Genomic DNA, 19554 nt, shown 5'->3' on the forward strand with positions numbered 1-19554 from the left:
GGCTGACTCGTGGCCGGCTATATCCTCAAGCGCCTGATCGCCATCATAGCCTTGACCTTCGGCATCACCGTCGTCGCCTTCCTGATCATTCGGCTGATCCCGGGCGATCCGGTCATCGCCATGCTGGGCACCGGCGCGGGCGACAAGGAGATGATCGCGCGGCTGCGTGAGCAGCTCGGACTGACCCGGCCGCTGCACGAGCAGTACTTCGTCTGGATCGGCCAGGTCCTCCGCGGCGATTTCGGCTATTCCTATGCCAATCAGCAGACGGTCTCGTCGCTGATCGCCTCGAGCTTTCCAGCCACGGCCCAGCTCACACTGGCCGCATTGACGATCTCGTTGCTCTTCGGGTCGGCGATCGGCATCGTTGCGGCCGTGAAGCGCAATCGTGCGCCGGATACCGCCGGCATGGGCTTCGCGCTGATCTGCATGTCGATCCCGAGCTTCTGGCTAGGGCTTTTGCTGATCCTGATGTTCGCCGTGGTCTGGCCGATCTTCGATGTCGTCGGCGGAACCGGGTTCAAGGGCCTCGTGTTGCCGGCGGTGACGTTGGCGCTCGGCACGATGGGTTTCAACGCCCGCTTCATTCGCTCCAGCGTCATTACTGCGCTGTCACAGCAGCATGTCGTCACAGCCCGGGCCAAGGGTTTGCCTCCGGCGCGCCTGTTCGGCTGGCATGTCATGCGCAATGCCCTGTTGCCGATCCTGACGATCGTCGGGCTTCAGATCGGCCAGTTGCTGTCGGGCTCTGTCATCGTCGAGACGGTGTTTTCGCGCCCCGGTATCGGCCGCCTGCTGATCCAGGCGATCCTGGCCAAGGACTATATGACGGTGCAGGCCCTGATCATGATGATCGCGCTGATCTACGCGCTGTCGAACTTCATTGTCGACATTCTCTATCCGGTCCTCGACCCGCGGGTGGCGCGATGAGCGCGGACGCACAGCAAACGGCCGTTTTCGCCATTGAGCCGGATCCCTCCGCCCTCACCGGCCGACGCTGGTCGCGCAGGGCTGCCATCCTGCGCGCGCTGCGCCATCGCAGCCTCTCGGTGGGCCTCGTCATCTGCACCGTGCTGATGCTGCTGGCCTTCGCCTTGCCGCTGTTCATCACGATCGACCCGGTCGCGCAGGATCCGATGGCGACCTTCTCACCGCCCACCGCGACCCATCTCATGGGTACGGATGCATTTGGTCGCGACCTGCTTGCGCGGGTTCTGATCGGTGCGCGCACGACGATGCTCGCCAGCCTCTCCGTGGTCCTGCTCGGTGCGCTCGCCGGCACCACGGTCGGCCTTGTCGCTGGCTATGTCGGCGGGGCGGTCGGCTTCGGCATCATGCGGTTGATCGACCTCCTCCTCGCGTTCCCCGGCATCCTGCTGGCGCTCACCGTCACCGCGATCCTCGGGCCGGGTCTCGTCAACGGCGTCTTCGCGATCGCCGCGATTCTGGTGCCGGTCTTCGCGCGGCTAGTCGAGGGCGCGACCGTCGAGGTCCGCAACCTGCCCTATGTCGAGGCGGCCCGCTGCGCCGGCGCATCCACCCCTCGCATCATCCTGCGCTACATCCTGCCGAACGTGATGTCCGGCATCATCGTGCTGACCACGACCTGGCTCGGCATCGCCGCGCTTTGGATCACCGCGCTCGGCTTCATCGGCCTGGGCGTCCAGCCGCCGACGCCCGAACTCGGCGCGATCCTGAACGACGGCCAGAACTACATCATGCTCGCCTGGTGGATCACCGTGTTCCCCGGCCTCTTCCTCTCGCTCTTCGTCGTCGGCGTGAACCTCGTCGGCGACGGTCTGCGGGACGAACTCGACCCGACGCTCAATCGCGGCTGAAGCCGCTCAAAAAAGAGGGATATGGCGATGAACGCAGGACTTCGTGGATTTCTTCTGGCGGGCCTGTCGGCCCTCGCCATTTCGGGCGCGCAGGCGCAGGCCCCGAACAAGAACGCCAAGCTGACCGTAGGTTGGGCCGAACCCATCGATACGCTGAACCCAGCAACCACCGGTGCCCGCAACCAAGGCCCGTTGCTGGTCAACATCTTCGATACGCTGGTCTGGCTGACGCCGGACTTCAAGGTCGAGCCGCTGCTGGCGACGAAATGGTCCGTTTCGGCCGATGGCCTGACCTACAGCTTCACCCTGCGCGAAGACGTGAAGTTCCATGACGGCACGGCCTTCGACGCCGAATCCGTCGTCGAGAACATCAAGTACATCACCAACAAGGACACCGCCGCCAAGGTCTCGATCGCGCTGCTCGGCCCCTGCAAGGAAGCGGTCGCCACCGGCAAGTACACCGTCGACATCAAGTGTGCGACGCCTTACGCGCCGCTGCTGCGGCAGTTGGGCGTGCCCTATCTCGGCATGCAGTCGCCGGCGGCCATCGTCAAATACGGCAAGGACCTCGGCCTGAACCCTGTCGGCACCGGCCCCTATTCCTTCGTCAGCTACGAGCCGAACCAGAGCCTCGTGGTCAAGCGCAACGAGGCCTACAACTGGAACCCAGCCTCGGTCGGCCACAAGGGCCCGCCTAACATCGCGGAAGTGAAGTTCCAGATCGTCACCAATCCGCAGGCTCGCGTCAGCCAGTTCCAGGCCGGCCAGTCGCAGATGATGCAGCAGACGCCGGGCGTTCACTGGAACGCGATGCAGAAGATGGATCGCTTCACCGCGATCCCGGTCCCGATCACGGGCTTAGGCATCTTCGCCCCGGTCAACGCCAAGAAGTTCCCGACCGACGACGTCGCTGTGCGCCGCGCCATCCAGTACGCCATCGACAAGAAGGGCGTCGTCCAGCTCGCCGAGGCCGGCGCGATCCAACCCTCGCTGACCCCGCTGCAGCCCTCGATGTTCGGCTACGACAAGTCGCTCGAGACGATGTACCCCTATGATCCGGCCAAGGCCGAGGCCACCCTCAAGGAGGGCGGCTGGACCAAGAAGGACGGCTTCTGGGAGAAGGACGGCAAGCGTCTTTCCCTGACGCTGACCGCCATCTCGACCTCGACCTCCTATCCGCTGCTGGCCCAGGCCATCCAGAACTATCTGCAGAAGGTCGGCATGGAGGCCAATGTCCAGCTGCTCGCCTCGCCGGCCTGGCTCGCAGCCAACATCAACGGCGACATGTCGCTGACCCCATTGCAGTACATCGGCGTCGATCCGGATGCGCTCTCGGGCTGGTTCACTGCAGGCCAGTACTTCAACTGGAGCCACTATTCGAACCCGAAGCTCGACGCGCTGTTCAAGCAGGGCCGCGAAGAGGGTGACTCCGCCAAGCGCGTCGCGATCTATCAGGAACTCCAGAAGCTCCTGATGGACGAGGCGGTGATGCTGCCGATCCGCCAGAACGTCGATCTGGTGATGACCTCGAAGAAGCTGACCGGCGTGACTTATTCGGGCGGCGGCTTCGAATATCTCGGCGCGGCTTCTCTGGCCGACTGAGCCTGAAGGCGGAGCTGCTCGCGACCAGCTCCGCCCTTTTCCTACCCGATCAAGATACGACGCTCCGGGAGCGAATGCCGTGAAGACGCTGATCAAGGCTGCCCAACTCATCGACGGAACCGGTACTGCTCCGGTCAAGGACCCGGTACTGGTCGTTTCCGGCGGCAAGGTCGAGGCGATCCTGTCCGGTGCCGTCCCGGCCGAGTTGTCGGGCGCCGAGACCCATGACTATCCCGGCGCAACCATCCTTCCGGGCCTGATCGACACGCATGTCCATCTCAATCTCCCGGGCGACGGCACCATTCTCGAAGATGCTGTGCGCGAGACGGAGGGCGTGCTGGTCGCGACCTCGGCGCTGGCGACCACCAAGGCGCTGAAGGCCGGCATCACCACCTTGCGCGATCTCGGCGCCAAGGGGCGCACGGCCATCGATGTCCGCCGCGCCCTGCAGCTCGGCCATGGCGAGGGCGCCCGCGTCGTCGCCTGCGGCCAGGCGATCACGATCACCGGCGGCCATGTCTGGTATCTCGGCGGCGAGGCCGATGGCGTCGACGGCGTCCGCAAGAAGGTCCGCGAGATGGTCAAGCTCGGCGCCGACTTCATCAAGGTGATGGCGAGCGGCGGCGGCACTGTCGGCACGCAATCTTGGAACCCGGCCTTCTCGCAAGAGGAGCTCAACGCCATGGTCGACGAGGCTCACCGCTTCGACCGCAAGGCGACGGCGCATTGCCTTTGCGCGCGTTCGATCGAGATGGCGATCGAGGCTGGCTTCGATCAGCTCGAGCATGCCGGCTTCATCGCCGATCGCACCGGCCGGCAGGTCTATGAGCCGGCCGTCGCCGAGAAGCTGGCAAAGTCGGGCATTCCGGTGACGGGCACGCTTGCGGTCGGCGGCGCTGTTCTCCGTGAGCTGCGCGGGAAGCCGTCGCTTACCGAGACCGAGGCGGCCTTCCTGGCCCGCTGGGAGAAATCCGCGGCCCAGAATCTCTACCAGTTCCGCCAGTTGCGCGAGGCCGGCGTCAGCTTCGTCGCCGGAACCGATGCCGGCTGGCGGTTCACGCGCTTCGACGATCTACCGCTCGAAATGGAGCTGATGCAGGAAGGCGGGATGACGGCGATGGAAACCATCGTCTCCGCCACCGGCTACGCGGCGAAGGTCATCGACATCGAGGCTCAGACCGGCAGCCTCAAGCCCGGCCTGGCGGCTGATGTCCTCGTTGTGGGGGGCGATCCCCTGAGCGATCTCGCCGTTTTGCGAGACGTTCGCCTTGTCATGCAGGGAGGCAAGGTCCGGACGTCCTAAAGTTCGCATCGTGCAGTCTGAGGGCCGAAACATCGCGCACGACGCTGCATCTCAGGGCATTCAGCTTCTTGTGTCTCTATCCGTCGGCGACACGAGAAAGCAGATGAGCCCTGACAGGGCGCAAGCAAGGAAGCCAATGTCGAAACGAGACGTCATCGTCAGAGTCAACGCGAAGGCGGAAGGCGCGATGACGTAGCCAAGAAAGATAACCAAGGTAGCCGCGGCAGAGGCTTCGCGAACCAGGCTCGGCGGGCAGGCCCGGGCGATCTCGGACAACTGGACCCCGTTCCAGCTGGAAACGGTGACACCTGCGACCGCTGCGATGACACAATACGCTGCGAACGACCATTCCGGCGTTGCCAGCGCCAATGTCAGGGAGGTCATGCCTGACGCCAGCCCGATCAAGCGCAACAGCATTCGCGGCGCACCCAGCTTGTCCGACAGCCACCCAAGAAGAACGCGTCCAGCAACACTGGTCGCCTGCATCAGGGCGTACAGCGTTCCGGCAGTCTCAAGGCTGTAGCCAAGCTTAGAGACCGCATACGTCATGAGGTACGCGAACCAGATCCCCTGCCCGATCGCCAGGCAGGCGCCGGCTGCCGCCAGGCGGAACAAGGTCTTGGACGTCGTCAGCGTCCTGATCGGCGTCACCAGATTCGAGACGGAGAGGATCACGCCCAACCCCAACTTCAGGCCCCTTTCCCGATCTCGGTCGAGCGCCTCCCGCATCGGCTGGACACTGGCGATGATTGCAAACACGAAGACCGCCGAGGCCAGGAGGGCGACGCGCCAACCGTAGGCTGCAGCGAGAGGCGGCAACGCTAGACCCGCTACCACTCCTCCGAGGGGCACCCCCGCCTGCTTGATCGAGAAGATCAAACTGCGACGGGTGGGAGGCGCCGTGCGATGCAGGACATCGTTACCCGCGGGCGATGACGGCCCGTAGCCAACGCCGATAAGGAGAGCGGCGATACAGGCTGTTATCGTCCAGCTTGGCAGAAAGAGCGCCAGCCCCAGGATGCCGATCAGCAGCCCGACTTGCAGGGCTCTCACGGAGCCAAGGGCTCGCAGATAGGGAGCGCCCAAGGCGAGGAAGAGGATCGAGCCAAGGGTGTTGAGGCTGGCTAGATACCCCACCACCGAGTCCGACCAGCCTCGCTCTTCAGCGAGGATAGGCGCGATCGTCGGAGGAATCCGGCTGAGAAAAGCCGTCGCCATCTGGACCGCGACCATCGTCGCGAGAGCAACCTGCCATGCAGGCGCGGTTTCGGCCCGAGAGGCATGAAGGTTCATGCTTTCAGCTCACGCCAATGGAGGCAGGCAACGCCGTGGCTGTCGTCATCCTCGAGCTGCGGATCAACCTCGGCACAATCCGGCATCGCGTGGGGACAGCGCGTACGGAAACGGCATCCGCTGGGAACATTGGACGGATCAGGCGGCTCGCCTTGCAGCGAGAAATTCTCGGTGACACGAGGACCGCCAATGCGCGGCGCAGCCGATAACAGTGCCTGGGTGTAGGGATGACGGGGCGAGGCAAAAACCTCGGCGGTCCGCCCGATCTCAACAATCCTGCCGAGATACATGACGATGACACGGTCACAGATCGACTGCACGACCGCGAGGTCGTGGCTGATGAAGAGGTAGGTCAGGTCGAATTCTGACTTGAGGTCACGGAATAGCCGCAGCACCGTCGCCTGGACCGAAACGTCGAGCCCCGACGTGGGCTCATCGAAAATGACCAGTTCTGGCCCAAGAACCAGGATCCTGGCCAAACCGACCCGTCGTTGCTGCCCGCCGCTGATCTCATGAGGATAGAGATCGAGGTGCTCAACGGGCAGTCCGACCGCCTTGACGATCTCCCTGACCTTTTCCTCCCGCTTCTCTTTCGGCCAGTCGGTGTGGATGATCAGCGGCTCGTGGAGCGAACGGCGCAGCGTCCAGCGCGGGTCGAGGGAAGCGCCGGGGTCCTGATAGACATACTGAAGTCGCGCCCGGATCCTGGCCGCGCGTTTCTGGCCCGGCGAGGCGATCCTCTCGCCCAACATTCGGACCTCGCCCTCGCTTGGCTCATGAATGCCCATGAGTGTCTTGCCGAGCGTCGACTTGCCACAGCCGGATTCCCCGACAATTCCCAGAATCTCGCCTGGCTCGACCGAGAAGGAGACATTATCCAGCGCGCGCAGACTGCCGACCTGCCGGTTCAGGAACCCTCGGACCGGAAAGTGCCGGGCCAGGTTGTCCACTTCCAGGATCGCGGGATCATTGCCTTCAGACATGCGCAGCCTCCGCCTTGGCCGACCAGGGATGGTGACACGCAATGGCGTGACCATCGGGGCCTGCCGTCAGCGCCGGCCTGCTTTCGTGACAGATTTTTGTTGCGCGGGGGCATCGGGGATTAAAGCGGCAACCATTGGGGGCCTTGAGAGGGCTTGGAACCCCGCCAGGAATCCCGACAGGGTCACGCCCTGGTGAGGGAAGGCTTTCGAGCAGCATCCGCGTATAAGGGTGGCGCGGGTCAGCGAAGAACTGCTCGCGTGGAGCAATCTCCGCTGTCTGTCCAGCATACATGACGACGATGCGATCACAGATTTCCCAGGCCGCACCGAGATCGTGTGTCGTGAACAGGACTGAGACACCTCGTTCCACCGCCAGCCGCCGCAGCAGCCCCAAGATCTGCGCCTGAACCGTAACATCCAGAGCCGTTGTCGGCTCGTCGGCGATGATCATGCGAGGCTGGGGGAGCAGCGCCATGGCTATCATCACCCGCTGGCGTTGGCCGCCCGACAGCTGATGAGGATACTTGTTCAGGATGGCCTTCGGCTGGGGCAGTTGAACCGCATCGAGCATGGCGATGGCGCTTGCCTCGTCGGCCTTGCGTGAACGGCCAAATTTCCCGCTTCCATCCCGCGGTGCCTTGAAGCGCATGAGGTCCTGAATCTGGGTGCCGATCCGAAACAGCGGATTGAAACTAGCAAAGGGATCCTGCGGGACGAAGGTCACGACGCGGCCGCGTAGGTGCTCGGCTTCTCTGTTCCCTCGAAGCATATCGACACCATCAAGCCGGATATGACCGCTGTTGATCTCGGTTTGACCTTCGGGCAGCGTCCCCAGGATCGCCCGAGCAAGCGTTGACTTGCCACAGCCGGACTCTCCGACCAGACCCACGATCTCTCCAGGCTTCACGCTGAGATCGATCCGGTCCAGGACCTTGGCGATGCCCTTTTCGGTTCGGAAGCCCAAGGACAGGGCCTGAATATCGAGAAGACTGCTCATGATCAGACACTGCGCCGCGTACGCGGGTCGAGGATGTCGCGCAGGCCGTCGCCAAAGAGATTGAATCCGAGCACCGTGAGGAAGATCGCGACGCCTGGAGCGAGCGCGTACCACCAGGCCTCGGGAAGGAATTCACGGCTCTCCGCAATCATCCGCCCCCATTCAGGAGTTGGGGGTGGAGCGCCAAGCCCGAGAAAGCCGAGCGTTGCCGCGGTGAGAATCGTCGCGCCCATGCCGATCGACGTCCGGACGATGATCGGCGAGGCGATGTTCGGCAGGATGTGCAGGACGATGACGCGCCAGGGCGATGCACCGAGCGCGACGGCGGACTCGACGAAAACCTCATTCCGCATGGACCGCGTCTCGGCGTAGACCAGCCGCGCCCAGAATGGCCAGTATGTCAAAGACAGCGCCAGAATGACGTTCTCGATCGATGGTCCGAGCGTCTGCGCGATCGCGATGGCCAGAACAATCTGAGGTACAGCCAGGAAGATCTCGGCAATCCGCATCAGGGCGTCGCTTACCCAGTTCTGGTAGTAGCCGGCGATGAGGCCGATCGGCACGCCGATGACGAGTGCCGAGCCGACAGCGATCCCTGCCAGCATCAGGGTGATCCGGGCGCCGAACAGCAACCTGCTGAAGATGTCGCTGCCCATCCGGTCGGTGCCGAAGAGAGCGGTCGCCGATGGCGGCTGAAGCCGGTTCCCGATGTGGAAATCAAAAACATCGTTGGGAAAGGGAGCCAATAGCGGCGCAAAAAGAGCAGCCAGCACGAGAAGGCCCAGCAGGCTCAACCCGATGAAAGCAGCCCTATCTCTGGCAAAGCGTTTCAGGAGATCCATCAGGCGGCACCCCGCGGATCGATCGCCGCCTGCAGCATATCCACCAGCAGATTGATCAGGACGAAGAGTGCGCCCGTGCAGAGGGTAAAGCCCATCACGGCGTTGTAGTCGGACTGCAGGATAGAGCGCACGGCGTAGGCACCCAGGCCTGGCCAATCGAAGACGGTCTCGACCACGACCGCGCCGGCCAGCAGGATCCCAAAAATGAGGCCGAGCTGAGTGACGGTCGCAGTCAATGCCATGCGAAGCACATATTTCCAGACGATCAGGCGACGAGGCAGCCCCATCGCCGTCTGGTAGGCCACTGACGGCGAGTTGATCACGCCGATGACGCCGTTTCGGGTGAAGCGGACGACCGTGGCCGCCGCAGGTAGGGCCAGAGTCAGCGTCGGCAAAATGATGTGCCTGAATGCGGAGCCGATCATCTCGCGATCGCCCTCGATCATCGCGTCGACGAGCATGAGGCCCGTCACCGTCTCAGGCGGAAATCCCTCGATGCGGCCGGAAAGCGGCAACCATCCAAGTTTCATGGAGAAGAGAAACTGGAGCTGCATTGCCAACCAGAAGGACGCGACCGCCAGCCCAGAGACCGTCACGACCCGAAGCACGTGGTCGATCCATGAATTCCGGTGCAAGCCGCAGAAGACCCCCAAGGGAATCCCAATGAGACCGGCAATCAGGACTGCAAAAATCGTCAGCTCCAACGTTGCGGGAAGACGGGACGCCAGGTCGTCCACGATGGGCTGCTGGGTGAAGAGGCTTGTGCCGAGATTGCCCTGCGCGATGTCGCGCAGGTAGTTCACGAACTGGACCGGCAATGGCTTGTCGAAACCGAAACGCTCCCGCACCTGCTGGACCTGAGCAGCAGATGCGTTCTCCCCCGCGGCCAAAACCGCGGGGTCGACAGGGATCACGCGCGACAGCACAAACACGATCGCGAGGAGCCCCACGAGCGTCGGCACGAACCAAAGCAATCGGTTCGCCACCATTGACAGCCAGTTCATGGCAATGCCTCCGGTTGGATGAATTCAGGACAGTTCAGCGTTTGAGGGATGCCCAGCGAATGTCCTGGCCGTTGCTGACGGGGGAAAAGCGAATGCCCTCGACCTTGCTCGAATAAGGTCCGTACCAGCGGGTGTTGTAAACGAAGATGCCGGCGGCATCGTCGTTCACCATCTGGGTCATCTCCTCGTAGAGCTTGCTCCGTTCCCCCCTGTCAGACGAGACGAGCGCACGATCGAGCCGCTTATCGAATTCGGGGTTGCTGTAGTACGAGAAGGTGCGTGTGCCGTGATAGCGCGTGCCGTAGAGCTCCCCGACCCAGTTGTTGGGGTCGACGTAGTAGGTGCTCTTCCATAGCGGCACGATATCGGCCTGAGTGTCGGCCTTGCGCATCCGGCTGGACACGACCGACCAAGGCGAAACCTCGACCACGACTTCCACCCCGATCTGGCGCAGAGTGTTCTGGAAGAGCGTCGCAGCCTGCTCTGACTCGCTGAATCCGGCCAGTGCATTGATGGTGATCGGCCGAAGAGGCTCCGTCACCTTCTTCAGCTCCTCGCGCGCCTTGTCGAGATTGTAGCTGTAGCCTTTGAGACCAGCGGGCGTGCCCCAGATGTTGTTGGGGTTCGGACCCGCATTTCGCGAGACCGAGTCCTTCATGATGCTCTTGATGAAGCCATCGTAGTCGAAGGCGTAGGCCAGCGCGCGGCGGAAGTTCGGATTGTTCATCGGCGGCTTGGTGCAGTTCAGCGCCAGGATGAACACACGCATCGATTCCTGCTCGATGATCTGAACATTGCTCGACTGCCGGAGCCGCTGAATCTGATCATAGGGAAGGTAGCCGTCGGCGCCCTGAAAGTCGCCGCGGATCAGACCGAGCACACGGGTGTTCGTCTCAAGGACCGTACGGAATTCCAGATCGTCGAAGGGTTGGCCGGTCCAGCCCGCAAAATGGTCGGCGAAGCGGCGTGCAGTGAAGCCTACGGCTGGATCGTGTCGGCGCAGGGCATAAGATCCGGAACCTGCCTCATTGCGTGCGAGCCAGGCCTCGCCCCAATCACCGTCCTTCTCATTGGCCTTCACCAACGCGCTGTTGACCACGAGGATGTCGGGCACAGTCGTGAGGAAAATCGCGGATGGCCCATTGAGGTTGAAGACAACCGTGTGAGCGTCGGGCGCCTGTGTCGACCCCGGCTTGATGCTGTCGAGATACAGGCTGGCCGGCCCCTTCTTGAGAGCGAGGATCCGCTCGATCGAATAGACCACGTCGGCAGATGTCAGCGGCTTGCCATCGTGGAACTTGGCATTCTGCCGCAGTTTGAACGTGTAGACCTTTCCGTCATCCGAAACCGTATGGCTTTCCGCGAGCCACGGGATCATCTTGGGAGGGTTGTCGACCCAGCGGTAGAGACCGTCATAGAGATTGAAGCGCGAAGCGGCGCGGGCAGTGTCAAAAATGGTGTGAGGGTCGAGGTTATCGTAGGGGCTGTTATTCGCATAAACGAACTTGCCGCCAGCCTGGGCCTGGGCTCCCTCGAATGAGAGCGACGTCAAAGCTACCGAACCCACAACCGCTTTAAGAGCGTCTCTCCGTGTCGTCGTCATGCCGTCCCTCCATTGTTAACGAGTTTCAAGGACTGCCGGTCACCGAAACGACCTGGCCTGTGATGAAGTCCGCATAGTCGGAGGCGAGGAACATGACCGTGTAGGCGATGTCCTGCGGCGTCCCCGGACGGCGTCGAGCGGTGTTGGCGATCATGTTTTCCTGCCGCTCGGCCGAATAGGATTGCCATTGCCGCTCATAGTCCGGGCTCGTCCGCTGGAACCCGGGAGCAACCGCGTTGACCGTGATCCCGAATGGCCCGAGTTCCTGTCCGAGCTGGCGCGCCAGCCCGATCTCGCCGGCCTTGGCCGAAGCATAAGCCTGAATGCCGGTCAGCGAGGTGCGTAGCCCGGCACCGCTGGCGATCAGGACGATCCGCCCCTTGCCGCGGGCCTTCATGCCGGAGCAAACCGCCTGAGACGTTAGAAAGGCGCCGGTCAAGTTGACGTCGAGAACAGCTCGCCAGTCGGCCTCTTCGACTTCCTCAAGCGGCTTCGCACTTTGCCCGAGAACGCCACCGGCCACATAGACAAGAACGTCAGCGGCTCGCCCGCTGATCTTCTCCGCTTCGGCAACCCATCCGTTGACTGCCGTTTTGTCGAGCAGGTCGAGCTGTGTCGGATGCGCCGGCAGGCCAGCCATCTCTTCCTTGAGCCGATCCGCCGCGAAAACGTTGGCGCCCCTGGCGGCGAATTCCTCGACGATGCCTCGGCCGATGCCGCGGGCAGCTCCGGCCACCAACACCGTCTGGTTCGGGAACTCGATGTTCATGCCGCCTCCTCCATATGGCGAGGCTCGATCTGGGGGTACTGCAGCAGGACCGCGGCATAGGCCCGCTCCAACGTCGCGAGCGGATCGGCTTCGGCGGCTCCATCGGCGTTCACCGCCGCGAAGACCTCGTGTTTGACGAAGAAGCGCCACTCGACGGGAAGCGCAAACAAGTGCTGCGCCAACCGGTCCCAAACCGCATCCGACCAAATGCGCTCGAAGCTCAGCCTCTCGGGATCGAAGGTCATACCTTCGATGCTTTCCCGCGCCGCTGATCGCAAGGCGTTGGTGGCAGCCTCGTCCACGACGCCGTCCTTGACCACGACGCCATAGGCCTTGGCGCCGCTTTCAGTGACCTTGCCCCCGAGAACGTCCTGCAGAACCTCTTGAATCGGGCGTCCGAAGGGATCACCCCAGCCACCTGCGCCTGCTGCTGAAATCGTCAGCACGTCGCCCGGCGCGCATCGGACCACGTCAGTATTGCCCAAGTCCTCCGGCTTTGCGTTGCCGTTGGCGCGGTGGAAACCGCAGGTCGAGCCTGGCAGCCCGCCTTCGAGGCCCCAGCAGGAGAAGCGCACGCGATCGCGGTTCCGGGCGGTCACGACCGAATTCGGCGTGAACATCTGGAAGGTCATCTGAGCTGCGAGGCCGCCACGGTAGCGACCCGGGCCGCCGGAATCCGGAACGAGCTCATAGCTCCTGACGCGTATCGGCACCTCTGCTTCTGTGATCTCGACAGGAGTGTTCTTCAGGAACGAGTTCGAACCGTCCTGCCCATCCTCGAACGAGCTGCCGCCGCCGCCTCCGGTGATCGGATTAATCGAGGCCATGGCCAGGCGCCCCGTGCGACTGTCGGTGGTGCGCACGTTCAGGATGCCGCCACCACCCGCGGGGCCGGCGGGCAGGCGATCGGGCATCGCACGCGAGAAGGCACCGATGACCATTCCCTGGATGCGCACGCAGGTCAGGCTGCGCATGCCCGTGGCCGCCGGGTAGATCGGATTGACGACAGAGCCCTCCGGCAAGATGCACTGAACCGGGCGCAGAAGGCCCATGTTGAGCGCGACCGTGCGATCAAGCGAGTAGACGACGTAATTGTAGCCCACGAGCGGTAGGATATGGCGCGGAAGACCGCCGGTCGGCATGTTCAGGGCCGATTGGAGCTGCGGGTCACTGCCCGTGAAGTCGAAGAGGGCTTCGTCGCCCCGAACCTTGACGGACAGCTTCAGGCGGCACGGAACCCCGCCGGGGCTATCTTCATCGATGTAATCCGTGAACTCGTAGTCACCGTCCTGCATCGAGGCGAAGAGCTGGCGCGCCTGTCTCTCTGCCAGATCGAGCACACCATAGGTCGCGGCACAGACGGTGTCGGCGCCGAAGCGAGCAATCGCCTCGCGGATCTTGCGTTCGCCGGTCTTGAGTGAGGCGATCTGTGCCTTCAGGTCGCCCCAGTTCTGATCGGGCATGCGCACATTGCGCAGCATGATGCGCAGCACGCTCTCGTTCATCACCCCAGCCTCAACGAGCTTCATGGGTGGAATCCGAATTCCCTCTTGCTGCACCTCCGTCAGCGCGCGTGACAGCGAAGCCGGCACCGCTCCGCCCATATCGGTATTGTGGATATGGCCTACAGCGAAGCAGACGAGCCGATCTTCATGGAAGACGGGCATCCAGAGATGGATGTCGGGAGCGTGGGTGCAGACATAGCCGGAGTACGGGTCGTTGGTGATGCAGATGTCACCGGGCTTGTAGTCCGCGATGGCGTCTATCGCGCCCTTATAGTCGAGGCCGATGAACCAGGTCGCTCCGAGGTCCTTGGGGCTGGCAAAGGTTTGCCCACATGGGGTCGTCAGTCCGCTGGTGAAATCTTCCGTCTCCTTGACGAATGCGGAATGGGCCGTCCGTAGAAGTGTGAACGCCATGCTCTCGGCCGCAGCCTCGAAATGGCTCTTCAGGATCTGAAGCGTGACAGGATCCAGCGCCGCCATCAGATCGCACTCCGCTTCAAGATCAGATTGCCGAAGCCATCGACATGGCCCTCGAAACCGGGCGGGGCCCAGGTCGTCGTGTCATCCTGCAAAATCACGGCCGGGCCAGCGAAGGATGAGCCCGGGGACAGGTCGTTTCGATCGAAGAGCCCGGCTTCGATCGTCGAACCCTGATGGACGATCGGAACCCGCTCCCTGGGCTGCGCCTTTTGCAGCTTCAGGCCTTGTTCCGCGAACTGGGGCTTGGGTGTGACGCCGGCAATAACCACACGGAGCGCAACGATCTGCACATCTGCCGCGTCGTCCGAGTGATCGTAGATTTCGGCGTGACGCTTATGAAAGGCTGCTGCAATGGCGGCATGGTCACCGTCGTCGATCCAGACCTCTTCCAGAGGCGTCTCAATCTCGTAGGACTGGCCTCGGTAGCGCATGTCGGCCGTGATCGACAGCGTGGCCTCGCCGGCATAGCCCTGCCCTTCGAAGAGCCAGGTGCGCGCTTCGTTTGCGAGCTCGACCAGCGCGTTGCGCAAGCCATCGAACGAGTGTGGTCCAACATCGAGGAAGACCACGCGCACGAAGTCCGAACGCAGATCTGCAAGGAGGCCTCCAAGGGCGGCGAGCACACCTGGAGTTTGAGGGATGATGACCGACTGCATCCCCATGGCATCGGCCAGGAGGCAACCGAGCATGGGACCCGCGCCACCGAATGCCAGCAGCGCATAACCGCTCGGCTCTTCGCCAACCTGTGAGAACAGCCGGCTGGTTTCGCGATACATATTGGCGACCGCGAGCTGGATGATGGCTTCAGCCGCGCGTTCCGACGAGCGGTCGAGACCTTTGGCGATGGGCGCAAGTGCAGCAAGCGCTCGGGATCGGTCGACGTTCACGGCGCCATATCCGAGCTCGCCGGCGCCCAGAACGCCGATCGTCGCGAAGGCGTCGGTGATCGTTGCGCGCTCGCCACCGCGGCCATAGCAGGCCGGTCCAGGAGTGGATCCCGCGCTTTCAGGTCCGACGCGTAGCACCCCCAAAGCGTCCACGGACGCAATCGAGCCTCCGCCGGCTCCAATCGAAGACACCGACACCGTCGGAAGATAGATCGGATACTCCCCGACGAGTTCCCCGGAGCGGAAGTCAGGCATCCCGTCCTTGAGCAGCGCGACGTCCGCGCTTGTGCCACCGATGTCGAGGCTCATGACTCTGGAAAAGCCGGCCAGCCTCGATGTGAAGCCTGCGCCGATCACACCCGCAGCCGTGCCGGACAGCAGCATCTCGATGCTGCGCACCTTGCCGGCCGCGGCGGTCATGACGCCGCCGTTCGACTTGGTGATCATCGGAGCGGGAACGACACCGCGCTCGATCAGGGCATCCTCGAGACGGCCGATGTAATGGGACACCCGAGGCTGCACCGATCCATGGATGCAGGCCGTGATGGTACGCTCGTACTCCCTGACAATTGGCCAGATGTCCGCGGAGCAGAACACCGGCAAGCCAGGCCGCAGGCGTTCGATCTCGGCCTTGACCAGCCGTTCATGTGCCGGGTTCTTGTAGCTGTGCAGCAAGGCGATCACGATCGCCTCGGCCCCGCGTGATTCCAGTCGACGCAGGACGGCGGCGATCGCAGCCTGATCGGGAACGACCTCTGCAATGCCATCCGCATTGATGCGCTCCGGCAGTGGAGCCACGCGGTCGCGCGGCACCAAAGGAACCGGTCGACGCGAGAACAGATCATAAGGATCCGGGATCTTCAGACGCGCGAGCTCCAGGACGTCGCGAAAGCCTTCGGTGACGATGAGCCCAAGCTTCGCGCCTTTGCCCTGAATGATGCTGTTCACTCCGACTGTGGAGCCATGGGTGAAGTAGCTGACCTGCGAAGGCGCAATGCCGAAGCGCTTCTCGATCTCATCCAGCCCCTGAAGGACCTCAGCTCCTGGCGCGTCCGGGCGCGACAGAACCTTCAGCGTCCGCAGATTCAGCGTCGCCTCGTCGAGCACACTGAAATCGGTGAAGGTGCCGCCGATGTCGACGCCAATACGATAGCCCATCTGTCAGCTCCGGCCGTTGGTGGCTGACGGAATCGGCGCGCCGAGACCGGCCTGATCTGCGCAATAGCGACAAATCTCCTCGTGCGTCGCGAACCAGACGGAGCCCTTTGCTTTCGCCGATCGGATAACCTCGTCGAGAATGAAAATCCGTGATCGGTGCCCGATGATGTGCGGGTGCATCGTCAGCTGGAATAGCCCCCCTTCTTCCGCAGCGACGTCGAGCTCTCGCAGGAAGATATCGAGCACCATGGGCGGCCCGCTGTGAGGCCGCAGCCCCTTGAAGCGATCCATGCCGAAGTAGACGGCATCGTCCCGGATCCACTCCACCGGCAACTCCACGATCCCGGTCGGCTGCCCCTCGTCGAGAAGTTCGTACGGCTCGTCGTCCGCCATCAATGAGGAATCGTAGAGCAGCCCCATTTCGCGAACGATCTTCAACGTCCACGGGCTGAAATCCCAGGACGCGGTCCGCATTCCCTTCGGCTCGCGGCCGGTGAGCTTCGTCAATGTGTCGCGGGCACGCAGAGCGAGATCGCGTTCCGTGTCGTAGTCGAGCACTGAATTGAGCTCGTGTATCCAGCTATGGATCGCCACCTCGTGCCCTGCTTCTGCAACAGAACGGGCTTCCAGGTCATGCAGAAGCGCCGCGACGGCCGGCATGAAGAAGCTGGCTGGGACGGAATGACGAGCAAGAGTTGCGAGGATGCGCGGAATGCCAGAGCGATTGCCGTACTGGCCCTGGCTCAGCTTCGAGTAGGAGCGCCCGCCCTCCCGGAGCTCGTTCGTCTCGTGATCGGAGTCGAAGGACAGGGCGACGGCGAACTTGGCGCCATTCTTCCAAACTCCAGGCTTGAGCGAACGCCCTGCCCGGACGTGATTCACGACCTGCCGCCAGGTTTCCTCACTCCACATCCAGGGCTTCGTGTCGGGGGGCAGCGTGACGTTCATCGGGATCACTCAGCGATTGAACTGGAACCCATCCACCACGATGTCTTGGCCCGTGATGAAGCAGGGGTTCGAGGTTGCTAGGAACGTGACCAACTCGGCCACGTCGTCGGGCTTGCCCATCCGCTTCAGCGCGATGCCGGCATCGGCAATCGCGGGGCCGCGAGCCCGTGTCAGCGCATTGCCGACCTCCGTCTCGATGATGCCCGGGCAGACGGCGTTGATGAGGATTTCCGGGCCGAGTTCCTTGGCGAGGGCCCGGGTCATCCCGATGATCCCGGCCTTTGCGGCGGCATAGGCGAACCGGGAGACCGCAGCCGTAACACCGCCCGAATGCGCGTTCAGCGACGACATCGAGACGATGCGGCCATTGCCCTGGCGCCGCATGACGGGCGCGACCGCCTGAATGTAGTTGAAGCAGCTCTTCAGATTGAGAGCGATCGTATGGTCGAATTCCGCCTCTGTAATCTCGAAGATGCCCTTCGGCATCCCCTTCCCTGCATTGTTCACGAGGACGTCGACACGGCCCCATTGCGCCACGACCTCTCCAACAACACGATCGGCCTCCTTCTTGCGAACGACATCGGATTGGAAAGTCAAAGCGCGGCGACCGCAGGCTTTGATCTCATCAGCAGTGCGGAAAAGCTCCGCCTCCAACAGATCAACAAGCGCAACGTCCAAGCCTGACTTGGCAAGCGATAGCGCGCAAGCGCGGCCGATACCTCTCGCGCCGCCTGTGACGATTGCCACGGGCGCAGCGTTGCTAGAAGTCATGATATTCCCTCTTTCAAGAGTGTTGATTTCCTCTTGATTAAGATGGAGCCTATCGCCGGCAAATTGGTTCGCCAAGGGAGATTCGGTTCACATCCATGAACACCGAGGTCAAGTCCGCGGCTCGCGTGTTGGACCTGTTGGAGTATCTTGCAGGTTGCTCCGAGCCCGTGAAGCTCAAGGAAATCGTCGCAGCGCTCGGGTTTCCCAAGAGCAGCGCGCACGCGTTGGCGCAGACGCTCGTCTCACGCGGCTATGCAATCCAGGATGCAACAGAGCGCTACGTCCTTGTCCACGCCAGCCGCCACCAATCGGCGGCACGAGCCCTGGAGGCACGCCTGCTTTCCGCCGCACACCCGATCATGGAGCAGCTTCGCGAGGACACAGGCGAAACCGTCATGCTGGCGGTGCTAACAACACGAGGCGATTGCCGACGCATTGCAAAATGCGTGAGCCGACAGGCGATCCGATTTGATGTCGAAATCGATGCCCCCTCGGAATCCTATTGCTCTGCCACCGGCCGCCTTCTGCTCGCACATTGGGACCCGGCCCTTGCAGATGCCCACTTAGCCAAGGCGAACCTCCTCCCGAGAACACCCAAAACAGTCACGGATCCGGATGCCATCAGAAGAATGTTTGGGCCCATCCGCGAGCAGGGGATCGCTATTTCAAACGAGGAGCATGTGGCGGGTTCCATCGGTCTGGCCGCCCCGATTTGGGGTCGAGAGGGCAAGGTCGTCGCGGCGCTGAATCTGGGCGTCGTGGCGCTCAGATACCATGGCCGTTCATCCGAACTGATTCAGTTACTCAAGGATGCGGCCACTCGGATAAGCGGCCGACTAGGCCATAAAGCCAGCTAGCACCCATTGCGGTCATTCTCGTCGCATTCTCCGGCTTTGAACATGCCCACGTGACGCGAAACTTGACCTGTCGGAGAAGCAGCACTTCGCCAAACGACTTCGCCTGGCGGAATCTGCGAGTCCTGATTTCATTCTGCGGTCGTCGGCACGCTTCGCGGTCACGACAAGCTTCAGGATGGCCGGCGTCAGATCCGCCCGGTAGGTCGAGACGTCCAGTGTCGCAATCAGACGGCCACGGGTGTCCCAGATCGGCGCGACCGCGCAACTCAAACCGATGTCGCATGTCATGAAGTGCTGGTCGCCATGGATGGTCAGCGGACGCCCCTCGGCGACACAGCTACCGACGCCAATGGTTCCCTCGCTGGATTCGCCCCAGACCATCCCCGCCTAGAGGCCCATACTGCAAAATCGAGATCGTCGCCGGCGGTACCCCGCCGGTCGAGCGGAACGCCTTCTCGGTCTGTCAGCAAGACGCGACACCCCGCATCACCGACCCCTTGGAAGAGACGATCCAGGGAAGGCTGCGCAAGCCTGATAAGCGGATCAAGGCGTTCATAAGCCGCGTCGAATTCGCGCTGGTCGAGCCGCCAGGGCGGGAGGCTGTGATCGAGGTCAAGCCCGTATTTGACGACAGAACGAGACCAGGACGCGGCCACAGCCGATTGCGCAACGACGGTCCTGTTGCTCAAGGCCTAATGTATCCGATCGGCGTGA

Annotated in this window: 17 protein-coding genes; 5 read left to right on the forward strand and 12 right to left on the reverse strand. The window is 62.8% G+C overall.

Annotated features, from left to right (window positions below; translation table 11 throughout):
- Positions 1-9: 9 nt before the first annotated feature.
- From VGN82_RS17655 to VGN82_RS17670, 4 genes are all read left to right on the forward strand, one after another.
- Positions 10-930: an ABC transporter permease gene (locus VGN82_RS17655; RefSeq protein ID WP_327528344.1), complete on the forward strand. Its 921-nt coding sequence runs from the start codon at positions 10-12 to the stop codon at positions 928-930.
- Positions 927-1838: an ABC transporter permease gene (locus tag VGN82_RS17660; RefSeq protein ID WP_327528345.1), complete on the forward strand. Its 912-nt coding sequence runs from the start codon at positions 927-929 to the stop codon at positions 1836-1838. The genes VGN82_RS17655 and VGN82_RS17660 overlap by 4 nt, the downstream gene beginning before the upstream one ends.
- A gap of 27 nt (positions 1839-1865) precedes the next feature.
- The gene (locus tag VGN82_RS17665; RefSeq protein ID WP_327528346.1) at positions 1866-3440 is read left to right on the forward strand and encodes an ABC transporter substrate-binding protein; all 1575 of its coding nucleotides are present in this window, start codon (positions 1866-1868) and stop codon (positions 3438-3440) included.
- Between the two features lie 79 nt (positions 3441-3519).
- Positions 3520-4743 carry an amidohydrolase family protein gene (locus VGN82_RS17670; RefSeq protein ID WP_327528347.1) on the forward strand — a complete coding sequence of 408 codons (1224 nt, stop codon included), beginning with the start codon at positions 3520-3522 and terminating at the stop codon, positions 4741-4743.
- A gap of 60 nt (positions 4744-4803) precedes the next feature.
- Here the strand turns inward: VGN82_RS17670 and VGN82_RS17675 are convergent, their stop codons facing one another.
- The 11 genes from VGN82_RS17675 to VGN82_RS17725 are packed head-to-tail and all read right to left on the reverse strand — an operon-like array spanning position 4804 to position 18058.
- Positions 4804-6036, reverse strand: a complete 1233-nt coding sequence (locus tag VGN82_RS17675) for an MFS transporter (RefSeq protein ID WP_327528348.1) — start codon at positions 6034-6036, stop codon at positions 4804-4806.
- Complete coding sequence (locus tag VGN82_RS17680) at positions 6033-7019, reverse strand: ABC transporter ATP-binding protein (RefSeq protein ID WP_327528349.1); 987 nt, start codon at positions 7017-7019, stop codon at positions 6033-6035. The genes VGN82_RS17675 and VGN82_RS17680 overlap by 4 nt, the downstream gene beginning before the upstream one ends.
- The gene (locus tag VGN82_RS17685; RefSeq protein ID WP_327528350.1) at positions 7012-8016 is read right to left on the reverse strand and encodes an ABC transporter ATP-binding protein; all 1005 of its coding nucleotides are present in this window, start codon (positions 8014-8016) and stop codon (positions 7012-7014) included. The genes VGN82_RS17680 and VGN82_RS17685 overlap by 8 nt, the downstream gene beginning before the upstream one ends.
- A 2-nt stretch (positions 8017-8018) precedes the next feature.
- Positions 8019-8858 carry an ABC transporter permease gene (locus VGN82_RS17690; protein WP_327528351.1) on the reverse strand — a complete coding sequence of 280 codons (840 nt, stop codon included), beginning with the start codon at positions 8856-8858 and terminating at the stop codon, positions 8019-8021.
- On the reverse strand, positions 8858-9862 hold the full coding sequence (locus VGN82_RS17695) for an ABC transporter permease (protein WP_327528352.1): 1005 nt from the start codon (positions 9860-9862) through the stop codon (positions 8858-8860). The genes VGN82_RS17690 and VGN82_RS17695 overlap by 1 nt, the downstream gene beginning before the upstream one ends.
- Before the next feature lie 34 nt (positions 9863-9896).
- The gene (locus tag VGN82_RS17700; protein WP_327528353.1) at positions 9897-11465 is read right to left on the reverse strand and encodes an ABC transporter substrate-binding protein; all 1569 of its coding nucleotides are present in this window, start codon (positions 11463-11465) and stop codon (positions 9897-9899) included.
- A 25-nt stretch (positions 11466-11490) separates the two neighbouring features.
- A complete protein-coding gene (locus VGN82_RS17705) occupies positions 11491-12234 on the reverse strand; it encodes an SDR family NAD(P)-dependent oxidoreductase (RefSeq protein WP_327528354.1) in 744 nt (247 codons plus the stop codon).
- On the reverse strand, positions 12231-14219 hold the full coding sequence (locus VGN82_RS17710; RefSeq protein WP_327528355.1) for a hydantoinase B/oxoprolinase family protein: 1989 nt from the start codon (positions 14217-14219) through the stop codon (positions 12231-12233). The genes VGN82_RS17705 and VGN82_RS17710 overlap by 4 nt, the downstream gene beginning before the upstream one ends.
- Complete coding sequence (locus VGN82_RS17715; RefSeq protein ID WP_327528356.1) at positions 14219-16264, reverse strand: hydantoinase/oxoprolinase family protein; 2046 nt, start codon at positions 16262-16264, stop codon at positions 14219-14221. Before VGN82_RS17715 ends, VGN82_RS17710 begins: the two co-directional genes overlap by 1 nt.
- 3 nt (positions 16265-16267) lie before the next feature.
- Positions 16268-17212, reverse strand: a complete 945-nt coding sequence (locus VGN82_RS17720) for a polysaccharide deacetylase family protein (protein ID WP_327528357.1) — start codon at positions 17210-17212, stop codon at positions 16268-16270.
- A gap of 9 nt (positions 17213-17221) precedes the next feature.
- Positions 17222-18058 carry an SDR family NAD(P)-dependent oxidoreductase gene (locus VGN82_RS17725; RefSeq protein ID WP_327528358.1) on the reverse strand — a complete coding sequence of 279 codons (837 nt, stop codon included), beginning with the start codon at positions 18056-18058 and terminating at the stop codon, positions 17222-17224.
- A 20-nt stretch (positions 18059-18078) separates the two neighbouring features.
- On the opposite strand from VGN82_RS17725, the gene VGN82_RS17730 reads away from it, so the two are divergent.
- A complete protein-coding gene (locus VGN82_RS17730) occupies positions 18079-18840 on the forward strand; it encodes an IclR family transcriptional regulator (protein WP_327528359.1) in 762 nt (253 codons plus the stop codon).
- Positions 18841-18852: 12 nt separating this feature from the next.
- On the opposite strand, the gene VGN82_RS26495 is transcribed toward VGN82_RS17730, so the two are convergent.
- A complete protein-coding gene (locus tag VGN82_RS26495; RefSeq protein WP_414644318.1) occupies positions 18853-19221 on the reverse strand; it encodes a GAF domain-containing protein in 369 nt (122 codons plus the stop codon).
- Positions 19222-19554: the final 333 nt, after the last annotated feature.

It is taken from the genome of Allobosea sp. (genome assembly GCF_035999205.1).
In the GTDB taxonomy this organism is placed as follows: domain Bacteria; phylum Pseudomonadota; class Alphaproteobacteria; order Rhizobiales; family Beijerinckiaceae; genus Allobosea.

What these genes read in the sequence shown, in the direction of transcription:
- VGN82_RS17660 (WP_327528345.1), top strand. Translation starts at nt 927, where the DNA reads ATGAGCGCGGACGCACAGCAAACGGCCGTTTTCGCCATTGAGCCGGAT.
- VGN82_RS17665 (WP_327528346.1), top strand. Translation starts at nt 1,866, where the DNA reads ATGAACGCAGGACTTCGTGGATTTCTTCTGGCGGGCCTGTCGGCCCTC.
- VGN82_RS17675 (WP_327528348.1), bottom strand. Translation starts at nt 6,036, where the DNA reads ATGAACCTTCATGCCTCTCGGGCCGAAACCGCGCCTGCATGGCAGGTT.
- VGN82_RS17680 (WP_327528349.1), bottom strand. Translation starts at nt 7,019, where the DNA reads ATGTCTGAAGGCAATGATCCCGCGATCCTGGAAGTGGACAACCTGGCC.
- VGN82_RS17685 (WP_327528350.1), bottom strand. Translation starts at nt 8,016, where the DNA reads ATGAGCAGTCTTCTCGATATTCAGGCCCTGTCCTTGGGCTTCCGAACC.
- VGN82_RS17690 (WP_327528351.1), bottom strand. Translation starts at nt 8,858, where the DNA reads ATGGATCTCCTGAAACGCTTTGCCAGAGATAGGGCTGCTTTCATCGGG.
- VGN82_RS17695 (WP_327528352.1), bottom strand. Translation starts at nt 9,862, where the DNA reads ATGAACTGGCTGTCAATGGTGGCGAACCGATTGCTTTGGTTCGTGCCG.
- VGN82_RS17700 (WP_327528353.1), bottom strand. Translation starts at nt 11,465, where the DNA reads ATGACGACGACACGGAGAGACGCTCTTAAAGCGGTTGTGGGTTCGGTA.
- VGN82_RS17705 (WP_327528354.1), bottom strand. Translation starts at nt 12,234, where the DNA reads ATGAACATCGAGTTCCCGAACCAGACGGTGTTGGTGGCCGGAGCTGCC.
- VGN82_RS17710 (WP_327528355.1), bottom strand. Translation starts at nt 14,219, where the DNA reads ATGGCGGCGCTGGATCCTGTCACGCTTCAGATCCTGAAGAGCCATTTC.
- VGN82_RS17715 (WP_327528356.1), bottom strand. Translation starts at nt 16,264, where the DNA reads ATGGGCTATCGTATTGGCGTCGACATCGGCGGCACCTTCACCGATTTC.
- VGN82_RS17720 (WP_327528357.1), bottom strand. Translation starts at nt 17,212, where the DNA reads ATGAACGTCACGCTGCCCCCCGACACGAAGCCCTGGATGTGGAGTGAG.
- VGN82_RS17730 (WP_327528359.1), top strand. Translation starts at nt 18,079, where the DNA reads ATGAACACCGAGGTCAAGTCCGCGGCTCGCGTGTTGGACCTGTTGGAG.
- VGN82_RS26495 (WP_414644318.1), bottom strand. Translation starts at nt 19,221, where the DNA reads ATGGTCTGGGGCGAATCCAGCGAGGGAACCATTGGCGTCGGTAGCTGT.